The organism is Bradyrhizobium sp. UFLA05-89, from assembly GCF_059803475.1.
Map to the genome: position 1 here is coordinate 20163 of NZ_JBANBA010000044.1, position 24216 is coordinate 44378.

General features: G+C 57.5%; 20 protein-coding genes and 2 pseudogenes. 13 read left to right on the forward strand and 9 right to left on the reverse strand.

All coding sequences use genetic code 11. From position 1 onward, the window contains the following. Positions 1-264: 264 nt before the first annotated feature. The 5 genes from SO139_RS22690 to SO139_RS22710 all read right to left on the reverse strand — a co-directional run bounded on the left by SO139_RS22690 (position 265) and on the right by SO139_RS22710 (position 6193). Complete coding sequence (locus SO139_RS22690; RefSeq protein ID WP_449378444.1) at positions 265-801, reverse strand: hypothetical protein; 537 nt, start codon at positions 799-801, stop codon at positions 265-267. Positions 802-834: 33 nt separating this feature from the next. Then, positions 835-1716 (reverse strand): SctD/MshK family protein, encoded by an 882-nt coding sequence (locus SO139_RS22695; protein WP_498540609.1) that lies wholly within the window; start codon positions 1714-1716, stop codon positions 835-837. Positions 1717-2139: 423 nt separating this feature from the next. Continuing rightward, a complete protein-coding gene (locus SO139_RS22700; RefSeq protein ID WP_449378446.1) occupies positions 2140-2433 on the reverse strand; it encodes a hypothetical protein in 294 nt (97 codons plus the stop codon). A gap of 676 nt (positions 2434-3109) precedes the next feature. Then, positions 3110-4798, reverse strand: a complete 1689-nt coding sequence (locus SO139_RS22705; protein ID WP_498540610.1) for an HrpF/NolX family T3SS translocon protein — start codon at positions 4796-4798, stop codon at positions 3110-3112. Positions 4799-5512: 714 nt separating this feature from the next. Then, positions 5513-6193, reverse strand: coding sequence for a secretin N-terminal domain-containing protein (locus tag SO139_RS22710; protein ID WP_449378447.1), 681 nt, complete (start codon positions 6191-6193; stop codon positions 5513-5515). Positions 6194-6386: 193 nt separating this feature from the next. Here SO139_RS22710 and SO139_RS22715 point away from each other — a divergent pair, with 193 nt between their 5' ends. From SO139_RS22715 to SO139_RS22765, 11 genes are all read left to right on the forward strand, one after another. Further along, complete coding sequence (locus tag SO139_RS22715; protein WP_498540584.1) at positions 6387-6869, forward strand: nodulation protein NolB; 483 nt, start codon at positions 6387-6389, stop codon at positions 6867-6869. A gap of 10 nt (positions 6870-6879) precedes the next feature. Continuing rightward, positions 6880-7734, forward strand: a complete 855-nt coding sequence (gene sctJ / locus SO139_RS22720; RefSeq protein ID WP_449378501.1) for a type III secretion system inner membrane ring lipoprotein SctJ — start codon at positions 6880-6882, stop codon at positions 7732-7734. Positions 7735-7832: 98 nt separating this feature from the next. Next, complete coding sequence (locus SO139_RS22725) at positions 7833-8387, forward strand: nodulation protein NolU (RefSeq protein ID WP_498540585.1); 555 nt, start codon at positions 7833-7835, stop codon at positions 8385-8387. After that, positions 8384-9007 carry a type III secretion system stator protein SctL gene (gene sctL / locus SO139_RS22730; RefSeq protein WP_498540586.1) on the forward strand — a complete coding sequence of 208 codons (624 nt, stop codon included), beginning with the start codon at positions 8384-8386 and terminating at the stop codon, positions 9005-9007. Before SO139_RS22725 ends, sctL begins: the two co-directional genes overlap by 4 nt. Beyond that, on the forward strand, positions 9004-10359 hold the full coding sequence (gene sctN / locus SO139_RS22735; RefSeq protein ID WP_498540587.1) for a type III secretion system ATPase SctN: 1356 nt from the start codon (positions 9004-9006) through the stop codon (positions 10357-10359). Before sctL ends, sctN begins: the two co-directional genes overlap by 4 nt. Further along, complete coding sequence (locus SO139_RS22740; RefSeq protein WP_498540588.1) at positions 10335-10871, forward strand: hypothetical protein; 537 nt, start codon at positions 10335-10337, stop codon at positions 10869-10871. Before sctN ends, SO139_RS22740 begins: the two co-directional genes overlap by 25 nt. 94 nt (positions 10872-10965) lie before the next feature. Continuing rightward, complete coding sequence (sctQ, locus tag SO139_RS22745) at positions 10966-11973, forward strand: type III secretion system cytoplasmic ring protein SctQ (RefSeq protein WP_498540611.1); 1008 nt, start codon at positions 10966-10968, stop codon at positions 11971-11973. After that, the gene (gene sctR, locus SO139_RS22750) at positions 11966-12631 is read left to right on the forward strand and encodes a type III secretion system export apparatus subunit SctR (protein ID WP_449378453.1); all 666 of its coding nucleotides are present in this window, start codon (positions 11966-11968) and stop codon (positions 12629-12631) included. The genes sctQ and sctR overlap by 8 nt, the downstream gene beginning before the upstream one ends. A 1-nt stretch (position 12632) precedes the next feature. Further along, positions 12633-12908: an EscS/YscS/HrcS family type III secretion system export apparatus protein gene (locus SO139_RS22755; protein ID WP_449378454.1), complete on the forward strand. Its 276-nt coding sequence runs from the start codon at positions 12633-12635 to the stop codon at positions 12906-12908. Positions 12909-13163: 255 nt separating this feature from the next. After that, positions 13164-13979 (forward strand): type III secretion system export apparatus subunit SctT, encoded by an 816-nt coding sequence (sctT, locus tag SO139_RS22760; protein WP_449378455.1) that lies wholly within the window; start codon positions 13164-13166, stop codon positions 13977-13979. Continuing rightward, on the forward strand, positions 13976-15013 hold the full coding sequence (locus tag SO139_RS22765) for an EscU/YscU/HrcU family type III secretion system export apparatus switch protein (protein WP_498540589.1): 1038 nt from the start codon (positions 13976-13978) through the stop codon (positions 15011-15013). Before sctT ends, SO139_RS22765 begins: the two co-directional genes overlap by 4 nt. A gap of 187 nt (positions 15014-15200) precedes the next feature. Here SO139_RS22765 and SO139_RS22770 read toward each other — a convergent pair whose 3' ends face one another. The 4 genes and pseudogenes from SO139_RS22770 to SO139_RS22785 form a co-directional block, all read right to left on the reverse strand. Then, positions 15201-15824 (reverse strand): CpaD family pilus assembly lipoprotein, encoded by a 624-nt coding sequence (locus SO139_RS22770; protein ID WP_498540590.1) that lies wholly within the window; start codon positions 15822-15824, stop codon positions 15201-15203. A gap of 9 nt (positions 15825-15833) precedes the next feature. Continuing rightward, positions 15834-17366, reverse strand: a complete 1533-nt coding sequence (locus SO139_RS22775; protein ID WP_498540591.1) for a type II and III secretion system protein family protein — start codon at positions 17364-17366, stop codon at positions 15834-15836. Then, a complete protein-coding gene (locus tag SO139_RS22780) occupies positions 17321-18040 on the reverse strand; it encodes a response regulator transcription factor (RefSeq protein WP_498540592.1) in 720 nt (239 codons plus the stop codon). Before SO139_RS22780 ends, SO139_RS22775 begins: the two co-directional genes overlap by 46 nt. Positions 18041-18613: 573 nt before the next feature. Beyond that, a pseudogene (locus SO139_RS22785) lies at positions 18614-19256 on the reverse strand (response regulator transcription factor). A 777-nt stretch (positions 19257-20033) separates the two neighbouring features. Here SO139_RS22785 and SO139_RS22790 point away from each other — a divergent pair. Both SO139_RS22790 and SO139_RS22795 read left to right on the forward strand, forming a co-directional pair. Next, positions 20034-20128, forward strand: a pseudogene (locus SO139_RS22790) (IS5/IS1182 family transposase); the annotation flags it as partial. Between the two features lie 1149 nt (positions 20129-21277). Next, positions 21278-23533, forward strand: a complete 2256-nt coding sequence (locus SO139_RS22795) for a T3SS effector XopP-like protein (RefSeq protein ID WP_498540593.1) — start codon at positions 21278-21280, stop codon at positions 23531-23533. Positions 23534-24216 lie beyond the last annotated feature (683 nt).

Here is a 24216-nt window from a genome sequence, read left to right on the forward strand (position 1 = left end):
CAAAGCTACCAATGCCTCGTCACCGTGGCCCTCAGAGATTAGAGCGTAAGCCAGAATGCGAAGCAGGTCGACGTCTTGAGAACCTTCGTGAGCTGCGAGTCGCAATAAAGCGAGACACTGTGCGCTCTGCCCGCACGCAAGATGGACATACGAAAGCGCGCAAAGTAAATCGCGTTCGTTGGTCGAGATCAGCAAGACATCACCGGCTGTTGAACCGCGTGGCCCCGGGGCAGATGTGTTGCGCTCCTCTGGCTCGCCCATTTTCTAGCCTTCGATCAAGCCGTTCTTATTCTGCCGGAGTAGGATCAAATGGCGCAGCTCCATTTGCAAAATCGCTATTCCTTCACGCGCCATCGGTGCTTCTGGCACGGTAGATAGTGCATCGGCTAAACCCTGCACAAGTAAGCTGTGTTTTTCTGGGCGTAGGACGCCCGTATCGCGTAAACGCGGTGTAACGAAGGAGAGCAGGTTCTCCGCAAGACTCGGACCAGTAAGCCAAGCAAGTTCTGAGCCTGACTTGATCTCACCGGACTGGACTTGAGCCTCGTTGACGTTGATGCGCGAGACACGATCAATCGAGTGTAGCTCCAATGCGGTCTCGACCGTCGCGTCTACAAGCCGAACTTGCGGGGGGCTATCCTGAAAAGTCTTGTAGCTCTGGCCGCTATTTGCATGCGTTCCCTTGAGTTCGGTGCCCTTCGCTTGACGTATAGTGGGCGAGGCGGCAGGTAGATGATCGTCCACCGTAAGCCCCTGAAACGAGGCGCCAGGCGCGACGGAATGCTGGGACAGCCTAGTCATGACACTTTCCTTCTGAGCTGCGGGCCGGAAACTCTAATAGGGGAGTGCAACCAGCCGGCCATTCCGGCTAAGGAGCACGCGTCCCTCCTCGATCCCATTGACGGTCCATCCATTATTCAGCAGCGCGCCCACGAAATACTTCTGGCCAGCAATGACCAGATAAGGGTCACTTCCGCGCCAGACAGCCTCGACAGCTATGGAGGAGGGCGCCTTCTCTTGCTTTACCGCTACTGTGTTGATGAGCACGTAAGCGCCGTTGCCGTGGTCATCGAACCGTTGCTGGAGTTCTTGCCATTTAGGCAGCGAAGCTGGCGTAACCGTGCCATCAGCGGTAACAACTCCCGCCCCAGACCCGACCTTGATATCGAAAAGCCCCGCGCGCTCGACCTCCTGTTGCAGCTCTTCGGCAGCTGCATCGGTCATCAGAGCATAGGGAGCCTTGGGGGTTGGCTTCATTGCAACTTCGTTGCCACGGCCCACATCGGCGCTCAAACCAACCACCTCGTCCGACTGGGAGAAACTGGTTGAGACTGCGCCGACCGCGACAGAACTGATCAGGACTGAGGCGAGTGCGATGGTCGCGAGCCAGCGACCAGTAGAGGCAGTTTGTTTAGTACCCTCAATGGACCAGCGAATGGACATCTCGCCCAAATGCATGACCGTCGGAAGAGGAACAAGAACGCGCTCGTTCGGGGAAATGGTCTCGCGTCCCTCGATCCCAACTTCCGTCGCAAAAGCCTCGATTTCGATCGAATTGCGATATGGCGTGACACGAACATGATGCGGTTCGAGCCCTTGCTCGATAAAGACTAGGTCAGCATCCAAGCCGCTACCAATCAGGCTCGGTCCCATACCAGTTTTGCCGGTAACCCCGCAGTAAAGCCCCGACAGCACCTCAAAATGCGGGGAATTCATTTCATGCACGGTCGATCTCCTGAAGAGCGAACGAAGCCGTGCGGCGAAGCCGCACGGCCCGTTACGACTTGGCGGATTACGTTACTCGGGAAAGGTGGGACGACGGTGTCTCCCACCTTGTCTGTTACTGCACGCGCTCGTCGGCTACTTTCTTGATGGTCGTAAGGTTCGTCGAGACGACGCGAAGCTCCACATCTCGCTGAGTGGCCTGCAAGCTCGTGGCGGTGAGAGCGGCGAGCTCCTTTTGGAACGCAGCCTGTGACGCAACGTCGGAAGCCGTGGAACCAACAGTGGCGGCAGCTGTGTTAGCTGTCTCGGCTGCAGTCGAGCCGCTGACGGGTGAGTGAGGCATATCGTTTCTCCTGTTTTATCGAGAGTTCGCCGCTAGTAGCGGCTCGTATAACCTGGCGACGACATGCGACGTCAGGTATCTTCTTCCGTCTCGGTCATGGCATCTGACAAAGAAGCCATTTGGCTATCTACCATTTGGAAAGCAATGGCTCCGAGAACGGTGTTGAATGCTTGGCGCATAGCTGCGTCATGCGAGTTGCTGTTGCTATCCGGACCCGACGCGCCATTTGCAGGGGGGCTGCTTGCAACAGGCGATTTGGGATGCCCCTCATGCGCGCCAGCTGCGTGCGAAGGCTCTTTGTGCCCATGAGCCGCACGCAGCTCGCTGTCAATTGGCGCGGGGTGGCCTAAGCCGGAAATGCGCATCGGGTTCTCCTTTGCAATTTAAGTCATGCGGATGGAGGCTGTCTCCGCTGTCCCTATTCTGTCCGTGTTAGCTTTCGGCAAGCTGACGAGCTCCGAAGAAAATACAATCGAGCCGAGGGTTAATTGCCGCGTTTGGCTCCATTACAGCGTGGCCGGCGTCGGTGGCAGCTCTTGTGCGAATTTGCTTCCCAGAACCAGCGAATTGTCTCGATACGATAAGAAATGAGCTATGAGGCTTGCTCAGACGATCCGCGCGCGAAGAACGATAGTTCCCGATCAACCGAACTGCGATGGGTCAGCTTGCCGCTCCGCCGCAGACGTCTAAAACTCATGTGGTGACATTCGGCTTCGGACCGCTTTGTTGGGCGCTTCGTCCTCGACACTGGCTCATTCGAGTTCTACCTCGGCGCATCTAAAAGAGCCGATAGTCAAGGGACCGGTTTCGGACGGGCTTCCAAAGAATCGTGGCAACGGTGGACTGCGTTGAAGCTGATCGTGAAGTCGGCGATCTATACAGCTAACAGCAACGCGGCGCGCAACGGGCGATAAAAAATCGTCTGGCCTGGACGAAAGAACGTGAGACTGGCAAAGCTTGCGTGACTCGCGGACCCACCGGGCGGAGCTCCGCAAGCTGTCTTTGTCAGGCGGTGATCTGAGACGATTTGCGTCGCTCTGACTAGGTGTAAGCGTCTACAGCTTGGGTACGCTCGGACGCAACGCGTTCCTTCAGGTTCTGCAAATAATTCTCCGCGTAGGACTGGGCCACCGAAACCGGCAGGTCGACGCCGGCCGTCGCGGCTTCTTGAATTGCCTGCTTCGCCAAGCCTTCGCGCATGGCCAGCTTGACCTCCGGTCCGGAGATGCAGCCGACCGCCTGCGCTGCAATACCGAGGCCCGCTTCTTCCAGTGCTTGCTTGATATTTCCGCCTGTGATCGCGGTGTGCAGTAGATTTGCTATCTGCGCCTCGCTCTCGAGCTCCATTGACGCCAGATCGGCTAATTCGCCTAGGCCTGGAACGAAGCCAAGTACACCAACCGCCGTGGCAGCCCAGTCGAGGACCTTTGAGCCAACCTTCAGCACGTCATCAAGTCCGTGCATGAAGGCGCCTCCATTTTTCTTTGGTGACTTGATGTCGGGCTGATCCGCCGCGCCCATCTCCATGTCCGCAACAGCAGATTGCTCGGCAGTCGTTTGAGCGACGTGCGTCTTCGACAGGTGAGCAGTGCGGTTTGCGGCCGACATATTGTTGAAGAAGTGCGTGAAATCCTTATTGCTGATGTTGCCGGAATCGACGGTATGGCCGCCGCCAAAGTCGAAGAACTTGTGGTGGGTTTTGTAGCCTGTGATCGAATTGTTGATCAATCCGAATAAGAGAGGATCCGAGAGCAGCTGTGAGGCGGCCTTTCGCACATCCGGGGCAAGCCTCTTGTCATCGGCCATGCTCGCCAGCTTGTCCCGGGTCAGGTCGCCCTTTCCAAAAAAGGCGCCTTGGTTCCTGTCGATCGTAGCGAGCGTGTCCAGCTCGGCTTGCGTCAGATTCATCGCTGATGAGGCAACCTGCAAGAAGTCCTCTTTGTGGACCTTGTCTACCGAGCCGCCATACAATTGTTTCCACTCGTCGGGATGGCTGAGGAAGTATTGAGCGGCCGCGAGAACCTGAGGCGGGCATTTACCGGTTTTGGCATCGCCATCGACGATCTGCTTGAAATCGGCGAGACTTAGGTTCTTGGGCAGGTTGTCGGAATACCGATATAGCTCACGCAATGCATCGGTTTCAGCCATGACCGATGGCTGGCCATTGCCTGCGCCGTCCGAAGGAATGTAGTTATTTTCGTAGTTCTGCGCCCGCTGCTCCTGGAATGCGGCAACCTGTGAGTGATGATCGGAGAAGGCGGAGAGATCACCTGCCTTGATCTTCCCGCCACAACGGCCGTCGCCTTGCGAGCCTATGGCATAGAAGAGCTCCGGGTCCTGCTGCAGTCCCTGGATCGCCGCCTTCAGATCCGAAGGCGTGGTGGGATCATTGGCCAAATCTCCAAGAGAGTTCCAATCGAGCGGACATTTGTCTTTGTGGCGGTTCAGAATGGATACAATCTGCAACTCGGAATTGGTCAAGGTGCCGCCGTTCCACGTAACCCTCGAGCTGGGCACTGGCGCGGCCGCAATCGGAGCTGGGCTCGCAGCAGGGGATGGCTGCGGGGCCTGGGCAGATGCTTCCAGTGCAGCCCTGAGATCTGGGGGTAGGATATTCTGCGCCTCCTGCGAGAGCCCCGCCGTAAGTTCTTTGATCGACTCTGCTGCGCCATCGTCAGGCGGTGCGGAATGATCGGAGCTCGTGTCTTTCAAGGAGTAACCGGCCAGCATCGCCTCGAAACTCGAAACCTCCTGCACCGAGGGAGCAGGCCCGTAGAAAGCCGTAGTTGCGTTGGTCACGGATAAGTTGGTGACTGACATCAATGTGTCCTTTGACAGGAAATTGCACCACATCCCGTCATGTGGTGCGGCCGGAGCTCGAGACGAAGAAATAGCGTGGACGGGCAGAGTCCAAGAGCTCAGATACTTCCGATTAAGCTCTCAGTCCCGCTACAATCTAGATCGTCCTCTGGCTATGATAGGACCAGTTAGCTTTCCAGAAGCTGACGGCGCTCAGAAGAATTGAGACACAAAACCGGTCTTGCCCGAAGCTGCGGGGCCTCTTGGTAGGCCCGATTAGCCGTCGCAAGGGCTGCGCAATCCTGCAAGGCTGTTTTACTGCCCTTCCAATCAGCGCAATTCGGCATCGTGAGATGTTCGCGGTGTATAGCTTTAATGATTGCGATCGTTGGCGCTGTGGAATGGGCGAAGGAAGTAGCTCTTGAGTCATCGAAGCTGATTGGGCTCACTTCGCGTTCATATATGCTCAGCCAGTTGGCGGAGTTCCAGTTGGAGCATCCGTGGCCCGACGTTAACGTCATTGTGCGCCCGCGCTGATCATCCTGTACATAACGCTCCATCGTGAGGCCAGCACTGGGTTTCTAAGAAGGGACAGAGGGTAGGCGAGCGCATTGAGTTCGTTCGCATGTCAGTCTTGGCGTCAGCTTATCTCTCGCTGAGACCAGGCCCGTGAATCACGCTGTCTTGATGCGGCGCGTCGGGCGAGAGAAAACTCTCCGGTCCACCACGAATGATCATGCTTGAGGACCCCCGAAACAACATCAAGGCCGATTCGCGCGGCTTTTCGACTGGCGCAGGGTTCCGCCGCGCCTGCGCCTCCGCCATTAGGCCTTTCAGCGTTTCCTCCACAAGCGCCATAAACCGAGGCGGACCGGAAGCAAAGACGACGCCATCTCCGGTTGCCGCTTTCACGACATAGCGCTCATCGGAGATCTTAAGCGAATCCAGTGCCGACTTGAATGCATCGAACGTGATCGGATTCAAGACAAATAGACGGCTCTGCGCCTCGTGCGCATCGGATACGTAAAGTACGAGTCCATCGTAGTACCACTGAAGATTGTAGAGATTGGCCAAATGTTCGAGGAACTCTCGCGGTGCAAGATCCGGCATGCGCCCGCGAATCCGTCCCTTGACCTCTGGGCTGACATTGACTCGAATTTTTAGGTTGTTGCCGAATTCCTGCAGTACGGACGCGAGATCCTGATCCAGGACCGTGTAGCTATAAGGCGTCGTTGGGAGCGCCAGCTCAGCACCGTGCAGCCCGGCGAGGCCCACGAAAAGGAAAACCCCGACATTCAGAACGTTCTTGAATATGTGCAGCGTCATGGCTCGGTAAGGATTCCTCATTTCGCGCGCGAGAAGACGCACCAAAATTCGTCCAAAATTGGGAGCGGAGAATTCGTCGCTAGGTGGACCGGCGCGTGAATTTTGGATCCTGATTCTCGTCAGCTTTTTGTCAGCTGGCGTCTCTAGGGTGCCCGTTCACGCCAACGAACAGCTAATCTCATCACGTGCGAGCATGATCTCATCCACAACGTTAGGCGTTACGCCGATCTCTGCCAACCCCGCCGAATGTCTCTCCAATGCCTGTTCGTCCGCGCAGGCAAAGTTTCAAGAGAGTTTAGTCTCCGTGAAGCATAGCGCAGCGCCGGTGTCGGAACTTGAGCGTGCAATTCCGCACGCCGGCCCGCTTGGCGATCGCCTTCTTCAGAATCTTTCTGCAGTGCACCGAGCCGCACCATTGCCAGCCAGCGCACTTCCCTCGCAGGTAAGTGGCGAGCCGATTGTGGCGGGCATTCCGCCTGGGCCGGCTGCGCAGCCCGTCCTGCGCTCGCACGAAGTCGAGGTGCATCCGGTCGGCGGGTCGCAAGGCGTGGATCACTTCGAATCGACATTGGCGAATCTGCGGAATGTTTATGAGGGGGTCATTCAGGTGTCGCTCATCTCCAAGGGTGCCAGTGCTGTCGGCTCCTCTATGAATAAGCTGATGTCAGCGGGCTGAGCGGCGGGTGATGATTGTCTTGGCGCAAACAAAGATCGGCCGTAGCGTGGCCACGGGGAGGCGGCTTTATGGTTTAGCCTTATTGCCGCTTCTGCTGTCGTTAGGCGGTTGCAAGACCGATCTTTATACGAAGGTCCAGGAGCGTGAAGCCAACGAGATGCTTGCTGTTCTCCTTAGCAAGGGGGTCGATGCCGTCCGTGTTGTTGGCAAGGATGGTACCAGCACGATTCAAGTCGAAGCAAAGCAACTGGCTTTTTCGATCGACGTGCTGAATGACCAGGGCCTGCCCCGCCAACCTTTCAAGAGCCTTGGCGAGGTGTTCAAGGGATCCGGCCTGGTCGCATCCCCGGTTGAGGAGCGCGCCCGCTACGTTTATGCCCTTAGCGAAGAATTATCGCGCACGATCAGCGATATCGACGGGGTTATCTCCGCGCGTGTTCATGTTGTTCTGCCGAAGAACGACCTTTTGCGGCAAGATGCCACCCCGTCCTCGGCCTCGGTGTTCATCCGACATGATTCCAATGCAAAGCTCTCAGCCTTGCTGCCCCAGATCAAGATGCTCGTCGCCAACAGCATTGAGGGGCTGGCATACGACAAAGTGGCGGTTGTGTTCGTGCCGGTCGAGCGGACTCAACGTGAGCTCACGTCTGCGCCGGCAGCTGTTTCGGTTCAACCAACGAAGTTCATCTCAACTCCCTTTGTTGCAGTCGGCGTCGGAGGTGCTGGCGCTGCGTTCGGCGTTCTGTCTTACGTCCTGCTGAGCACACGTGCGCGCCGGCTCAGTCAATCTTGGCGCAAACTGGCAAATCTTGGCATAGGCGCGAGGATGCCCGCACCCAAGCCCCCGGCAAAAGCTGAACTTTGATGCGCGATGAGCGGAATCCAGTGTCGGTATCGATGACATCCAAGGAATCAAGCCATCCACCCAACCCACGCTCCAAACTCCTTCGTGAGGTTACAGCTTTGAGTGATCCGAGCCGTATTGCCGGCCGTCTTGATCCGCGGCTGTCGCCTTCCACAGTGTTGCAGTTGCAGAAAACTCCCAGGTTGCAGGAAAGACTAGCCAAATTGCTGTTAGGCGGTGAACTGGTGGTCAATGAAGGTAGCTGGGGAAGGGATGTACTGCTCGGGCATGATCCGCATCGGGCGGCACTCCTAGCCGGCAGTGTTTGGCATGCTCGTTCGTTGGTAAAGCGAGTGTCAAAGCGTGATCTCGAACTGCTAATCGAAGACATTGGTGCGGAAGCACATGCGTTCGCGATCAGACACTTATCGAACGCCGTCGCAACGGAATCGATTGTCGATCCGGAGCAACTTACGCACCAGATTGAACATGACGGTTATGCCTGCCTGGGCGCTTGGCTCGCGGAAGCCTCGGAGCTTGACCGTAGGCGCGTGCTTCTCCGCTTACCTGTAGGAACGGCCGCTGACGCCCCGGCAGCCGAGCACCAGAAGGCCGCAGGCCAGCTGTTGTCGTTGGTGATGGCCCATTTAGCCGGAGAGGCAGGGACAGAATGACCGCCAACGAGCCTGGATTGCCGGAAAGCCCGCAGATACGCCCGCTGGGTCCACTCATACCAGCTGCGGAACTGCGGATTTGGTACGATGCGGTACAAACGGGCGCGCTAGCAGAGCGGTATATACGACAGGTTCGCAGCTGGGCAGCGAAAGCCTATGAGCGCGAGCGAGCGCGCGGCCACGCTGAGGGCCTCAAGACAGGCTCGGACGAAATGGCGCGGCTCGTTGCCCGAGCCGCTTGCGAGGTGGCGCGTCGGAAAGCCACTCTGGAACAGGCGTTGCCCCAGCTCGTCCTTGAAATCTTGAGCGACTTGTTAGGGTCGTTTGATCCCGGTGAGATGCTGGTGAAGGCCGTTCGCCACGCCATTGACCAAAAATATGGCAGTGGCGAAGTGTGTCTTCGTGTGTCTCCTGTGAAAACGGATGCACTGACACGCGAGTTCGCGGCATTCGATGGAAGGGATGGTCGGCCAAAAGTTACCATTGATGCTGACCCCGCTCTGTCGCCGGACCAGTGCGTCTTGTGGAGTGAGTTTGGCAATGTCGATCTAGGGCTTTCGGCCCAACTCCGGGAATTGCGCCTCGGCCTTAATCCGTCTTCCCAGGAGGGCGCACCGTGACGACCCACCAAGCAAGCTACGACGATGCGGTTGGCGAAGGATCTGTGCATGCGGCGCTATCATCTCTGAGGTCTACAGCAAAGCATATCGACACGCGTGCGGTACGCGGACGCATCACGCGGGCGATTGGTACGCTGATTCACGCCGTATTGCCAGGAGCCCGCGTTGGAGAGCTGTGCTTGCTGCAGGATCAAGCTACCGGACGGTCGCTTGAAGCCGAGGTCATTGGTCTGCTGCCGGATGGGGTATTACTCACGCCAATCGGCGATATGGTGGGGTTGTCTAGCCGCGCGGAGGTGGTTCCCACCGGGCGAATGCAGGAAGCTTCAGTCGGCCCCAATTTGCTCGGGCGCGTCATCGATAGCTTCGGCCGTCCGCTCGACGGCAAGGGTCCAATAAAGACGGCCCACACTCGCCCCCTCCGCGGCAGGGCGCCTAACCCAATGACGAGGCGTGGCATCGAGCGGCCCTTTCCGTTAGGCGTCCGTGTGCTGGATGGGCTTCTGACGTGCGGCGAAGGCCAGCGGATAGGAATCTATGGGGACGCCGGTTGCGGCAAGTCCACGCTGATGTCGCAAATCGTAAAAGGCGCGGCTGCCGACGTGACCATCGTTGCGCTTATAGGAGAGCGTGGGCGTGAAGTGCGCGAGTTCATCGAGCGCCATATTGGAGATGCCATTGATCGTACAATCGCGGTCGTCGAAACGTCCGATCGCTCGGCAATGGAGCGCGCGCAATGTGCTCATATGGCCACTGCACTCGCCGAGTACTTTCGTGATCAGGGGCTGCGCGTCGTTCTGTTGATGGATTCGTTGACGCGCTTTAGCCGCGCGATGCGCGAAATCGGCCTTGCCGCAGGAGAACCGCCCACCAGACGCGGCTTTCCTCCCTCCGTCTTCGCAATGCTGCCTAGTTTGTTAGAGCGCGCCGGTATGGGCGAGACCGGGTCGATCACCGCCTTCTATACCGTGCTTGTCGAAGGAGACGGTACGGGCGATCCAATCGCCGAGGAATCGCGGGGGATTCTCGATGGTCACATCATTCTCTCACGCGCGCTCGCCTCCCGTGAGCATTTCCCGGCCATCGACGTGCTATCGAGCCGAAGTCGCGTGATGGATGCCGTCGTCTCTGTGCCACATCGCAAGGCGGCCTCTTTATTCCGTGATCTGCTCTCGCGCTACAACGAGACTGAGTTCCTAATCAAGGTCGGTGAATACAGCCCGGGTTCCGATCAGCTAACTGATCGGGCAATCGCCTCCATCGAGGAATTACACAAGTTCTTGCGCCAGGGGCAGGACGAGCCGTCCACTTTTGAGGAGACCATCACGTGGATGTCGCATCTGACCGCCTGACTTCCGTTCAAACGTCGAAACTGCGGCGTGTGAAGGACATGAGGGAGCGCAGCGCGCTACGTGAGTTGTCCAACATGGAAGCCAAGCGCCGCATCGCGGTCGATGCCATGGACCGTGCCTCAAAGGATCTTGCAAAGGTCGAGCAGCGCCGCGCAAGATTCGAAACTGAACTTTATCTGGAGCTGACATCGTGTGACACGATGTCTGCAACGGAACTCGATCGTCGCTGCCATCGCGCCCTTGAGAGGCTCACAGCCGAGGTCACATTAGCACGCCAAGCAGTTGAGCAGGCGCGCATCGCTCAAGAGCAGGTCACGGCAGAGCTTGTTGAGGCGCAGACAACTTGGGCCACGCGTTCGGCGGCGAGTCAAAAGTGGCAGCAGATCGAGTGCGACGTTCAGCGCACGAGCACCGCGCATTCGGAATTCGCGGCTGAACTCGAAACAGAGGATGAGATCTTGGTCCGATATCAGAATGGTTCGCGTAGCCAGACGCTCGGCAAGTCCATCTAATGACTGCTCCTCTTGTATCGGTGTCAGAATGAGGCCGGCGAGTATGCGGGGTGACTCTGCACCGTTCGAGCCAGCGCTCAGACTGTCCCATGAGGTGGTCTTGTGGCTGAACGATATCGCGCATCAGCGGATGGTCCTGCAGAGTCGCCTTGCTGATAAGCCGCTGTCAGTTCGGGTGAACCGGATCGTGTGGCAACCGCAGCCATCTGCCATGTCCATGCTTGACTGTGTATTCCGCGTCGGAGCCGAAAAGCTTGTGTTGTCGTTGCCTCGCCCGATGGTCGAGACACTGATCTCGATTGTGCAGAATGACCTTGATTTACCTTCCGATCCAGCCCGTTCTCTCCTTCTCGAACTGGCCCTAGAAGCGTGGCTCACTCGTCTGGAGAACTTGCTAGCCGAGGAGGTACAAGTAATCCGCATAGACGAAGCAACGATGCAAGGCCCGTATCTGGAGCTCGAGATCGCCTGTGGACCGCTTACGGGCAATGCGCGCCTGTTCCTATTCTCGTCACTAGACGGTTTGGTTCCGTCCGCGTTCTCTATGATGCGAAAGTTGCTTGGCCAATTGCCGCAAGAGAGGCGCAAGCTTTCTCCGGAATTGCCTGTGATGCTTGCCGCAGAGATTGGCTCGTTGCGCATTCCCCTCGCGCTACTTCGCCAAGCACGAACTGGCGACGCGCTTTTGCCGGACGTCATTCCTTTTGCACGCGGCCAGCTCATCCTCACTGCCGGAACGCTGTGGGCCCCCTCGCAGGTCGCTGGTGGAGGAGCGATTCTGCGGGGCCCATTCCGCCGGCAATTCCACCCACTAAGGTGCGCAGATATGACAAACCAACCGCAAACACAGCCAGCAATGCCGCCCTCGGAAGCCGATGTCGATAGCATTGAGATCACGCTCGTCTTTGAATGCGGCCGTTGGCCCATCCCGCTGGGTGCGTTGAGAACCATCAACGAAGGCCACGTGTTCGAACTTGGCCGCTCCATCGATCGCCCGATCGATATTATTGCGAATGGAAGAGTGATCGGCCACGGCGATATCGTGCGTGTCGGTGAACAACTGGCTATCAGGCTACGCGGCGAGTTGGCGGTCAATGACTGAGATTCAACCGAACATCCTTGCGCTTATTTCGGTAACAGTCGGCCTTGGTCTACTGACGTTTGCCGTTGTCACCACGACGGCGTTTATAAAGGTCTCGGTCGTTCTCTTCCTCGTTCGTAACGCGCTCGGGACACAGTCCATACCCCCGAACATCGTTCTGTATGGCGCTGCACTGATTCTTACCGTCTTCATCAGTGCTCCGTTGTTAGAGGGGATCTACAGCCGCGTCAGCGACCCGCAACTTCACTATCAAAGTTTAGACGACTGGGTAACAGCAGCCAAGCAGGCGAGCGAGCCGCTGCGCGCCCACCTGAAAAAGTTTACCAATGAGGAGCAGCGCACGTTCTTCCTGTCATCCGCTGAACGTGTCTGGTCGGACGACATGCGCGCAAACGCAAGCGCTGATGATTTCGCGATCCTTATACCGTCCTTTCTGATCTCCGAGCTTAAGCGTGGCTTCGAAATCGGCTTCCTGCTCTATCTTCCATTCATCACGATCGATCTGATCGTGACGACGATCTTGATGGCTATGGGCATGTCAATGGTAACGCCAACACTCATTTCTGTTCCTTTCAAGCTATTTCTGTTCGTCACGATCGACGGTTGGTCGCGGCTCATGCACGGGCTGGTCCTAAGCTACGCAACGCCGGGAGGTTAACATGGATGAAGCTAGCATCCTCACTCACTTGAGCCGATCGCTCGTTGTCTTCATGATCTGGGTCCTGCCGCCGCTCGTCGCCGCTCTCGTGGCCGGACTGGTGATCGGCATCGTTCAGGCCGCAACGCAGCTGCAGGACCAAACGTTGCCCCTGACTGTCAAGCTTCTCGTCGTTCTCGGCGTGCTCGTGATGTTTGCTCCGGTACTGAGCGCCCCGCTTATCGAACAAGCTCAGCGGATTTTCAGTGATTTCCCTATCCTCACTGCGAACTATTGATGCCTCGAAGGAGGCCGCTGAGTGTCTGGTCAGAGTCATCCGTGATGAATTGCCAAGAGACAGATAGTGCAAAGGTAGGGTCAGTAGCATGCGGGTATAGAGACCGTCGGACCCCCGTAGGGGCAGTTTGGCTGATGCTCTGTTGACCAGTTATGGCAACTCAGCAACCGATTGTCCTCAGCCCTTCGAGGTCGAACATCTCCGCACGTCGAGCGGAGCCGGCTTATTGCCACAAGCAAGCAACTAGCACCTCAAATGGATGGCTTGTCACCTACCGAGACGCAAACTGTGGTCAGGGCTGCTATCGACTACGCCGCTGCAGCAGGGCTTTGTTCGGCTAGGGCCCTAGGCATCATGTTCGTGCTCCCGGTATTTACGCGCCCGCGCATTAGCGGGATGATCCGCGCAAGCTTAGCGATCGCGATCGGGCTGCCATGCCTGCCACATATCAAGGACGGCTTACAGACGCTAGATCCGGGTACCCGTGTGGTCGCCGTCGCGCTCCTCGGTCTCAAGGAGATGTTCATCGGCTTGCTGTTTGGCTTCCTACTGAGCACGCCGCTATGGAGCATCCAGGCAGTTGGTGACATCATCGACACCCAGCGAGGTGTTTCAAGCCAGGTGGACGATCCTGCGACACGCAGCCAAGTCTCGGCCACAGCCCTTTTTCTCGGGACGGCTGCAGTTACGATTTTCGTGGTATCTGGCGGTCTGCAGACAGTGGTCACATGCCTTTATGACAGCTATCTGATCTGGCCTGTCTATCGGGCACTGCCTACCCTGAGCACGCAAGGGGCAATGGAATTCTTACGCCTTCTCGATCATATCATGCATACGGCCTTGCTCGTCTCGGGGCCGGTGGTCGCTCTCCTGCTCCTGGTCGACGTGTGCCTTATGTTGCTTGGGCGGTTTGCGCCGCAAATCAAGCTGAACGATCTCTCGCCGACTATCAAGAATGTCGCCTTTGGAATCGTCATGACCAGCTACACCGTCTTCCTCATTGACTACATGGGAGCGGAGATTATCCAGTTCCATGGCGTGCTGGGGTGGCTCGAGAAGTTCTTGAGATGAACGATTCGAGCGAAGAGAAAAAGCTTCCGCCAACTCCCAAGAAGCTGCGCGATGCGCGTAAGAAAGGGCAGATTCCGCGCAGCGCCGATTTTGTGAGCGCGCTCAGCGTATCGGCCGGTCTCGGCTGCCTCTGCCTGACAGCGAGCTCAATCGAAGATGAGTGGCATGAAGCAGTACGGCTCATTGACAAGCTCCAGGGGCAGCCCTTCAACAGTGCGGTCCAGCGAGCAGTGCTCGGATTGATCCAACTTTCGATGATCACCGTCATCCCAACCATCGCAGCCGCCGTGGCTGCAGCCATTCTGGCCAGTGTTTTGGCTGCCGGTGGGCTAACCTTTTCCCTGGAGTCGCTGAAGCCAAATCTTCAGAAATTGGATCCTACCAAAGGGCTAAAGCGGATTGTCTCGCAGAAAGCGCTTCTCGAGCTTGGTAAATCGCTGATCAAAGTGCTCATACTCGGTGTTACTCTTCTTTCCACGGCACTCGCAAGTTGGAGAGCACTGGTATACGTACCCGCCTGCGGTTTGGATTGTTTTGGCCTTGTGTTCAAGGATATCAGAGCTCTGATCGAAATTGCGGCCGGCGCGTTCCTGATCGGCGGCTTGATCGATCTGCTAATCCAGCGGTGGTTATTCTTGCGCGACATGCGCATGACGCAGAGTGAGGCGAAGCGCGAGTCTAAGGAGCAACAAGGAAATCCGCAGATAAAGGGTGAACATCGCCGTCTCCGTCGGGAGACGGCGCAAGAGTCGCCGCTTGGCGTGCATCGCGCCACAATGATCGTAACGGGGCCTGCACTGTTGGTTGGGCTGCGTTACGTTCGCGCCGAAACTGGAGTGCCTGTATTAGTGTGTCGCGGTGAGGGCGAACTTGGCTCACGGTTGCTTGAACGTGCGCGAGGGCTGAATCTGAGTATCGTCGAGGACCCCATTTTGGCGCGGCAACTGATCCGAAAGGCTACGATGGGCAAGGCCGTTCCGATCGAATGTTTCGAGAGGGTCGCAAAGGCAGTCTTTGCCGCGGGCTTGGCTTAGCTCGGCGCGCAAAAAGTGGCTTCAATCCGGCCTTTTAGCAACCAACCTCAACTTGCGGAACCTGAAATGCAAGCGGCGCACTCTTAAAAAAGTGGAAAGCGAAACGCACTCTCTATGGCGACTAGTCCCCTCCGCGACACCTTCATTGACCAGTCTATGGCTTAGCGCTGCTCGCGGGCTCGGCCGCTCATTGGGTTTGTGACTTGTGAGCATCGTCTTGCAAGTTGCTTTTGTCGGCGGCCGGGAGGCTTTCGTGTGCGCTAAGGGGAAGCACCGCACGATCACCGCTGGTTGGCCTGACTGCGCTATTGCCCAGCAAGTCGCGGGGATCGTTCACCATCGCTCCGAGATTACTTCGGACCGAGCAGCCAAGCGTTGGATCGAAAGAATTGTCGTCTACGGAAGGGCCAACAATCGGACGCGATGGACAGACGGGAGGACGTGCTTGGTAGACAATCGCCTCGATTCGTACCCCGAAATGACCAGACAGATCGGCTGAGGAAGGCATCAGATGTATATTGTAGGGGGCAACGCCCATCGCTCGCGCTTCATGGGCCACCTGCGCCATAAGTCGGGGTGAGCCGGAGACTTCGAGATGGAGTGCATCCCGCCGACCGCGACTGGCATTTGCGATAAAATCCCGCAGACGATACGTTTCGCTGCGAAGAAGGCGCTGCAATAGCAACACACTGGTCTTCTGCTCCACTTCAATCGCTTGTTCAGCTGGCGCAGAATAAATCGGAGCACTGTTTGTGCATCCGCCTACACTTGCCGCAATAGCGATCAAGGGGCACAGATGTCGAAAGCTCATTCATGGTCCTCATTCGATAATAAAGCCGGCTCCCTCTGTCGCGCCTGGGTTAGGCGTGCGGGGCGCGTTGCGGCCTCGCGGCGGACTTGCCAGCGTGTTCGTCAACGTACGCCCCGCGTCTGAGGGCGGTCGGATTCTGTCGGTGGGCGCGCTCATGTTGCCGGGGGTCGATGCCGGTCGCACGATGTAGGGAGTGACAACAATGACCAATTCGGTCTCCTGCTTCTGAAATGAGGAGGAGCGAAAAAGTGCACCCAGAATCGGCACATCGCCCAGCCAAGGAAACGTGCTAATGTCAGTGTTGAAATTGCGTCCGATGAGGCCTCCTATTGCAAAGCTTTGACCACTGGCAAGCTCCACGACAGTACTGGCTCGACGCGTCGAGAGAGCAGGCACGGATATTCCGTTGACGTTGACCTCACCTTCTTTTGATAGCTCGCTGACTTCAGGCTTCACGTGAATATTGATTTGATTATTGCTTAGAACGGTCGGAACGAACTCCAAGCTGATCCCGAATTGACGGAATTGCACTGAGACTTGCCGATTGTCTTGCATGATCGGAATTGGAAATTCGCCACCTGCCAGGAAACTTGCTGATTCGCCTGACATGGCGGTAAGATTCGGTTCAGCCAGTACTGAAGCGAGATGGTCGTCGGCGAGTGCGTCAAGAACAGCACTAACGTTCGCACCGGGAACGCCAAATCCGATACTTGCCGTGCCGCCGCCACCGCTACTCGTGGCGGAGCCGCCGCTCGTGGTGGAACCGCCACTGCTGCCGGAACTGCTCGCTTTGCCACTGTTGAAGCCGAAAACAACCGCCCCGTTCTGCGCCTTCGCAGAGAGGCTAATGCCAAGCTCCTTCATGGCGGTGCGCGATACCTCGGCCACGCGCACGCTCAGAGTGACCTGTAGTGAGCCGGCCACCTGGATCTTGTTGACGACCAGCGCGCCAGCACCCAGAAATTGCTCCGTAACCTTCTTCGCCTGGTCGACTAGTTCGGCATTAGGTGCTGTCCCGCTCAGAATCGCGCCGCGTGGTGTATAGGTGACTTGGATCGGATAGTCTCCGAGCTCGGCCTTAAGGGTGGCTCTAAGATCCTCGACAGGTTGGGTGACCACAACACGAAGCTCGGCCAACGCCTCGCCTTTATCGTTCAAAGCAAACAGGCTGGTCCGTCCCGACTTTTTGCCAAAGACGAAGAGGGTTGTGTTCGACGGCGCCTGGTAGTCGGCGATCGTTGGGTCGGCAACAAAGATGCTGGCCGCCGCCGCCGAAAGATGGACGGTCTTTCCCTGAGAGGAGGTAAGATTTAAAGTTCCGCTAACGCTGCCGGCAGTTGCGCGCGGCTCCTCCTGACTGCCATTCCGCTTTATCTGAGCTGCGGCAGTGAGAGGAAATATGGGGGCGACCGTGCAAAAGGCATACAGAAGTCGGAGCAGAATAGCGGATGTGACGGCGATTGGCCGTCCGCTTATGCGAGGATCAAGGGCGAACTTCAAGGTAGCTGCTTCGTGTTCAAGGTGATCGGCTGGGAAGCGCATGCTACCTTCAGTTCAAGTCCATAGCCGATGCCGCGCGCGGTTTTAATTCGTAGCGTCGCACCCGCCTGGCTCAAATGTGTGCGTAAGCGATAGATCGCGACCTCCAAAGCATTGGTCGAGACTTCCTCGTTAAACGCATAGAGACCTTCCTCCAGAGAGGCTCGCGGCACGGTGCGGCCTGCCCGACTGAGCAGAAGTTCAAGAATGCAGACTTCGCGGCGCGCAATCCGCAATGGCCGACCTTCAACTGTAACTTGCCGGCCGATGGGATCGAAATGTAGATTGCCGAAGCTTACGACAGGTGCCGTCATTTGCGTCGATCGCCGCAAAATGGCGCGCATACGGGCGATAAGCTCATCAATAGACACCGGTTTTCGCAGGAAATCGTCCGCACCGCCGTTGAAGAACTCAATCCGCGTGGCTACATCGTTCAGGTTGCTGATCATCATGGCTGGCGTTGGACATCCCTGGCGTCTCAGCTGCTTCAGCCAGTCCAAGCTATTTCCATCCGGCAAGACCAATTCGAGTAAGACAATATGAAAGTTCGCGCAATCTAGCGCGGTCTGCGCCTCGTCAAGAGTCTCGATTACATCGACGGCAAAACCGCGGTCCAATAGCCCTGTCTTTACGGCGCGCGCAAAAGCCGCATCACGATCAACCAAGAGAACTCGCATTCGATAGCCTAGCGTACATCCATAGCGAAATCCGAGCGCGTTGCGGTCGACAGTGAAGTCTGGCGAATCGGCCACCTGGTCGAACTAGCCGCCCAACTGAAGGGGAAATCGGTTCGCACGACGTTCCTGCTCCTACTTGTAAAGAATGGCGACTGCCTTATGGACCTTCAGGTAAGGTGAGAAAAATCTATTGTTTTTATGTAATGCATCCAGCCGGCGAATGGATCGCGCGAACGTCATCATCTGGAAAGGAAGTGATGAAAATGAACGCGGTACCCACGAGCACGTGCATGCCAGCAGGTCCAACCGCTCATGGGAACATCCGCACATCCGTGATCACACATGCAGTTTCGTTCATGTGCGGGGGACCAAAAAGTCCAGCGACGCAAATGTATGGACGATGTATCCGCACGACTTTAAAATATGTTCTTTGCAGCACGGATAGACGCGTCATCATCTACAACGGTAGTCGAGCGCGTGGACGAAACGATCGTCTCAAGGGAGAAGGCAACTTGCCTGAGTAAAGCCGCCTGGACCGAAAGTGGCCCAAGGGGCTAGATTGTAAAATCGTACTCAGGTTTGGGTGCTGGAATGGGTGGCCTCAATTCCCAGCCGCTCAGTCATTTGATCAAATCGGCCACAGACTGGGCACCCATTTTCTTCATCATCTGTCCGCGATAGATCTTGACGGTAATCTCGCGAGCCTATTTCCGCGGCTATTTGCTTGTTCATAGGGCCACGAGCGACCAGTTTCAAACCCCCTGTTCGCGGCCGCTTAAAGAAGAGCGAGTGCAGCTTTGAGGTCATCTTCTCGGCTTCCCGACTTTGGCGATCCGCTCGGTCGCAGCGACTACGGCATCAAGCAGCTGCTGACCGCGGAACGGCTTCGCAAGAAATTCAACGGCTCCGCCTTTCATGGCCTGGACGCTCCTCGGATGTCACCATGCCCCGTCATAAAGATTATTGGAATGTGAAATGTTCAGTTTCGCAAGTTCATTTTGGAGCTCGAGCCCGCTTACTCCCGGCAGGCAGACGTCAAGGACGAGGCAGCTGGTGACATGCGGGAGCTTGCTCTGAAGCACTCCTGAGCCGACCGAATGCAAGGACATCTAGCCCACCGACCGAAGAAGGCCCGTGAGTGAGCGGCGCACCGAGACATCGCCGTCCACAATGAAAACCGTCGCTTCCCACCGGGTATCTCAGCGTTCGCACGCATGGACCGCAAGTCAGAGCGCTTGCGCACCAGATACCTTTATAAGCTGCTGGACGGACTCATTCATCAGCGCTACTCGAATGGTGCGACAAGAGAGCCGATCGCGGCGGGCTCCCCTTTAGATACGAGGCTTGCCGCGTCGGCGACGCTGTTCGGCCTAACGGCGAAGTTGGGCCTCTTTTTTGCCAGGGCCGCTCTTACGCGCGGTCCTAGACGAGAACAATGATTCGCAGAACCAGAACAGCGCGCGTACGCATGCTGCCCAGCACTCTCACGCGGCAATGGGTGGGAAACGTCAGCCGAGGACCTCAGGCCGCCCCCTGGCACTTAGTCCTCACGCGTCCACAATGGCGCGCTCTTGGTGCGCAGCTGCGGTCTCGTTCATGGGAACGGGCAGAAGAGCCACTAGGCGGCAGCCCAGATGAGCGCGCTTAGGCGGATCATCATAAGCGCCACAGGTTCGGCAGGGATGTGTCTGCCATGCATTACGCTGAGAGGTGCCACGGTTTGCCGCCTCCAAACACGCGTGGTCTGCATTTATCTCATCTAGTGTTCGATCCTTGCGCCGCGGTTTGCTGATCCAAGCCACGCGATTCGCTAACGGCAACTCAAACGTCCCCAACTCGGGCGAATGCGAGCGATCGGGTGATGTCTCTCAGGTTGGAACCTGTCTTGAGGGATTCCCAATCAGGGAATGAGTGATTTATGAGTGTCGGCTTTTGGAGGAACCGGCCGATGCGACTCTACGCATCGGATCAATCTTGTGCTGGGCCGCGAAGGCATGTCGGTGGAACCGCCGCCGACAATCGACTGTTCGTCGACGCGGCTCTGTACCGGCACAGAGCGGGGATCCCTGGCGCGATCTGCCGGAGCGGGCCACGCGCCGCTTTGAATCTTTACCGGTCATTTCTCTCTCATCGCACCCAATCGAAGGGCCCTACGGCCAATCCAAATGCTCTGGCCATATCACCGTTTCAGATCAGCCGTTTTTCCCACGCCCTCAAATCGGGTTAGCGAGACGTTCGGCAGGACTAAATCCGTCATGTGGATGAGTCCGAGGCGAGTTAACCCCACTCAGGCGCGAGTGGGTCATTGAACACGCCCATCTTATCTGCGGCGTCCGAGAGCACGTTCCGAAGAGGTCGAAATCGGCCCAAGGATCAAGCTCGCAAGCTAAGCGCTCGCGCGGGCTGAACCATCGTGAGCGCGCCCTCATGGGCGGAAAAGGGGCCACCGGGTAATGCGACTCAAGTGCCCAGGGTCATGCTAACGTAAAAGCCAGTCTTCGTCTCGTGGAGGGATCAGTCGCGGTACCCCACAGCGAGAACACCTCAATGGCAGCGCGAAGAAACCAAACCTCACGCCGTCGCGATCGGCGCGAGCACGAATGCGCATTCGCAGATCGTGAATCACTTCGGCATTTGCGGGCCGTCTCAATTCTCGCCTGGGCCCGCCGTTCAAAGCAGCCGGAACGCTTTCGCACGAAAGTTCCGATTGCAGCGTTGAAATAACGATGCGCTTTGTTCGTTGCGTGCAGACATATTTCTTTAAAGAGCCAACGATTCAGTTATCGGTTTTGCTGGATTGCATGCTTGCTCTGAAGCAAAAGCCATGACCTTATGACGCCGACAGTGCTCCACAAAGGGCAAACGCGCATTCTCTATGTCTCCGACAGCCTCTTGGCAGTGACTGCGACCGGCCTCGTGCTGCTCTGCCCGAGCCTGCTCGCAGTCGCCTTCAGTTTAGGCGAACTGGTATGTTTCGCACCTTGCGCCCGAGAGCGAGACGCCTGCATTTAGCATAGCGGAATGGACTCACGGAATGACGCTCCTCCTTTGGGGAAAGTCGTCCCGTCGGCCGACCAAAAGGCTCGTCCGCCCCTCGACCGGGCAGACCCAGGAGCGGTTCCGTAGAGTACGAGGAGGAACGAGATTTCCGTGACGGGGCGGGCTCATTCGTCAGCTAATTGTCAGCCAGGCGCCTTATCTAAACAGGCTGCGCATTCGCTTGCATCGGAGTGGAGTATGAAGGGCATTGGCCAAGCTGGCAACTCGCACGGTGAGGCTACTGGAGCCGACAGCACATGGGTATCGAGCAGTTCGCGCTCGGAGTCGGGTCGTCCCCCTGGGGAAGCTAGCCATTTTTTCGATTCCGTCGTCGAGCGGATGCGCTCTGGGCCTCAAGATACAACGACGCGAAGCTCGGGAATGGCAGTCCCGATTTCGTCGTCAGCCGACGATATCAAGGCGGCAAAGCGAGAAATGGAAAGGCTGCTTCAGGAGCTCGACATTTGCCGTACCGCGGCCATGCAACCGCAGAACTCGTCAGAGATGCAAGAGCAGCTCGATAAGCTTGTCAAAGCAAGCTCAAACGTTCTGGAGTACCGCGCGAGCCTGCCTTCGCATGTGGCGCGTAGGATTTTGCCCGACGATCAGGCTCGCGGAATCCGCGACGAGGCGCTCCGTGCGGCGGACCGATGCAACGAGCTGGCCACCCCGACAATCTACCTCTTGGAGCAGAAGAGGGTGAGTGCGGCAACCGTGCTCGACCGGTTGCGCAAATCCGATGCTCCATCCGACCAGCTGAGCCGAGCGGTTTCCAGTGTAGCAAAGCACTATGCGGCCTGTATGGAGTGGTGGGGAAAGAAGGCATTGCGCTCGGAATGGATGCAGTCCGTCTGCGCCGCCACTGCCAATTTCCCGAGTTCAACGGCCGAGATGCGGCAGGCTGAAGAAGCCGCACTCCGCCTGCAAACGGGTTGGGCACTCAATACGAAGTGCATGCATCTGCAGCAGCGGATCGCTCTCGCGCAGGTCATGATTGAGCCGCTGGCGAGCACGCTCGAACCAACCACGGAAAAAATCCTCATGGATGAGAACGGGCGGGCGCGTCTGCTGGGGACCTTCGTCCGAGACGTTTTCCCGGCGTTCAACTCGACGAGCGATGCTGTCTTACAGAGCAAAGGACGCGCACTCGACGCAGAGCACTGTGCCGTTCTGGAAGGAGTCATGGAGCGGCTTTCTGAATTTGGGGCCGCGTGGCACGACATCGTTGCCAACGTAAGCGATCTCGGAAAAGATACCGTCCTCCCATCGGAACTTTCGGGCCAGATCGTCGAAGGCGCGTGGGTAACTGCGCATGAGGTCATGCGCCTCCTGGCCTTGCAGCCGAAGACGCCGGCCACCGCACCATTGGCCGACGCTGGAGCTGCGATACCGGCCAACACTACCCAGAAGGCTGTAGTGGCCGAAGGCGCAACAGCGCGCCGAAAAGGGAAAAGCAAGCGCACGTCGGCCGGTGGCGCCAAAAGCTCGGCTCACGGGCGCGCGCAATCGCAGGCCGCTACAGCCGACGAGGCAACCGCGCCACCAGCTAAGGTTGTCGTGCTCACGGATTTAGGTACGAAGAAGCTCGTGAGGGCGGAAGAAGCGCATGCGCGGGCATCATCGTCGCTGACGGCACAGTTGGGGATCTGGCAGGCCTCGCCTTCGATCGAAGAATTGCCCCAACTCCTCAACCGGTTGGATGAACTTTTGCAATTCGATCTGGCTGGTCAGCAACGGGCAGCCTCGGAAGCGCGCCAGATGAAACCAGAGGATGCCGACCACGTCGTGGACACAGTCGTCGAGCGCCTGCAGACGCAGGTCGCCGAGATGCAGGCCTGTGTGGGCGCGTTGCAGGAGCCAGGTCGACTGCGCTTACTCACGCCTGCACAACTGCCCCAAGTACACAGCAAGATAGTCGAACTCAGAGAGGTGTCGTCCCAAGTTCAGGGGATTGCCGATTCTTTGGAAAAGCGAAAGGCCACCACCAGGATTGATTGCATGAAGACCTACGCCTTCCCCTCGCAGAAATACCTTGAACAGTTGCGGACGGCCGAGGAGTTGGCATCCCCGGATCTACCGCGCGCGCTAAAGGGCGAGCCTGGGGCGCTGTTTGAGATCAAGCTGCAACCCAAGGCGCTGCGCAATGGTACAATGCCGAATCCCATGTGGGTGCACATCCATACGAAGCGGCCGGTACATGGGTGGCAGTTAGCGACGCTGGACGACGCTGACTTCGTCGCTTGCCACGTCAAGTCCAATTCACAACGCGGCTTCAATCGGCAGTGGCAGAACGCCCGGGCCGCCACGGGTCACGAGGACGTCGTGGTCCACCGCGGCAAGCTCACACCTGCATTCTGCAAGTCCTTGTTGCCCACTGTGCTTAGCGGCACCGCTCAGTATCGGCTTGCCGAGCCGGAACACCGATCGACCTGGGACGATTCACACGGGATTTAGTATGGGGATGTCCCCCGGTCAGTCCTATGCACCACGAAGCTTGATGCCGGCTTGACGCGCTCGATATCATTTGGCTGGCTCACGGCGCTCTTCTAATTCGGGCATCATCTTCGGGAGACCGGCTCGTGACGCCGAGCGGTTCGACTGAGGAATGAAATCTATTCCGCGAGTTCGGGGCGTCGCCGTTGCCGCGAACGCCGCTAAAAGGCTCCAGCGCTCAGGTCGATTCCAAAGGCTACTGCGAGAAGCGAAGCAAATGATCCAGTTCCGCAAAACAAAGAACAATCGTGGGTGAATCGAGACCGGTACCGGGCTTGGTGACATCAGAAACGACTTTCGTGTAAAGAGATATGATAGCTCAAATGCTTGCTTATGCTCGTCGTAAAAAACCCTGCCGGATGCTCTCGTTCGGAGTTTCAGATGCCATGGACAGGCTGCACTTTTGGAGCGCTTTCATTAATGAGCGAGAAATCTGATTCGTTCTGCAATCCGCGCTGACGAGCGCTCTCGAAATAATGCCTCGGCGAATCGGTTGAGAGTCGACGGAGTCCCTCCACCAGCATCTCAACCGGAACTTTGCGAACGTTTCCGCGCGTACTCCTCGAGTTGCTCCAGACTAGTCGAAATGGACGCTGGTCAGCTCACCGGCAGAACTTCCATGGCAGCGGCAATGCGCCAGCTCG

Coding starts and splice junctions, on each gene's coding strand:
- SO139_RS22775 (WP_498540591.1), bottom strand. CDS start 17,366: ATGCGCTTCCCAGCCGATCACCTTGAACACGAAGCAGCTACCTTGAAG.
- sctT (WP_449378455.1), top strand. CDS start 13,164: ATGGATGGCTTGTCACCTACCGAGACGCAAACTGTGGTCAGGGCTGCT.
- SO139_RS22755 (WP_449378454.1), top strand. CDS start 12,633: ATGGATGAAGCTAGCATCCTCACTCACTTGAGCCGATCGCTCGTTGTC.
- SO139_RS22695 (WP_498540609.1), bottom strand. CDS start 1,716: ATGAATTCCCCGCATTTTGAGGTGCTGTCGGGGCTTTACTGCGGGGTT.
- SO139_RS22690 (WP_449378444.1), bottom strand. CDS start 801: ATGACTAGGCTGTCCCAGCATTCCGTCGCGCCTGGCGCCTCGTTTCAG.
- SO139_RS22715 (WP_498540584.1), top strand. CDS start 6,387: ATGATCTCATCCACAACGTTAGGCGTTACGCCGATCTCTGCCAACCCC.
- SO139_RS22780 (WP_498540592.1), bottom strand. CDS start 18,040: ATGCGAGTTCTCTTGGTTGATCGTGATGCGGCTTTTGCGCGCGCCGTA.
- SO139_RS22765 (WP_498540589.1), top strand. CDS start 13,976: ATGAACGATTCGAGCGAAGAGAAAAAGCTTCCGCCAACTCCCAAGAAG.
- SO139_RS22710 (WP_449378447.1), bottom strand. CDS start 6,193: ATGACGCTGCACATATTCAAGAACGTTCTGAATGTCGGGGTTTTCCTT.
- SO139_RS22795 (WP_498540593.1), top strand. CDS start 21,278: ATGAAGGGCATTGGCCAAGCTGGCAACTCGCACGGTGAGGCTACTGGA.
- SO139_RS22705 (WP_498540610.1), bottom strand. CDS start 4,798: ATGCTGGCCGGTTACTCCTTGAAAGACACGAGCTCCGATCATTCCGCA.
- sctJ (WP_449378501.1), top strand. CDS start 6,880: ATGATTGTCTTGGCGCAAACAAAGATCGGCCGTAGCGTGGCCACGGGG.
- sctR (WP_449378453.1), top strand. CDS start 11,966: ATGACTGAGATTCAACCGAACATCCTTGCGCTTATTTCGGTAACAGTC.
- sctL (WP_498540586.1), top strand. CDS start 8,384: ATGACCGCCAACGAGCCTGGATTGCCGGAAAGCCCGCAGATACGCCCG.
- SO139_RS22770 (WP_498540590.1), bottom strand. CDS start 15,824: ATGAGCTTTCGACATCTGTGCCCCTTGATCGCTATTGCGGCAAGTGTA.
- SO139_RS22700 (WP_449378446.1), bottom strand. CDS start 2,433: ATGCGCATTTCCGGCTTAGGCCACCCCGCGCCAATTGACAGCGAGCTG.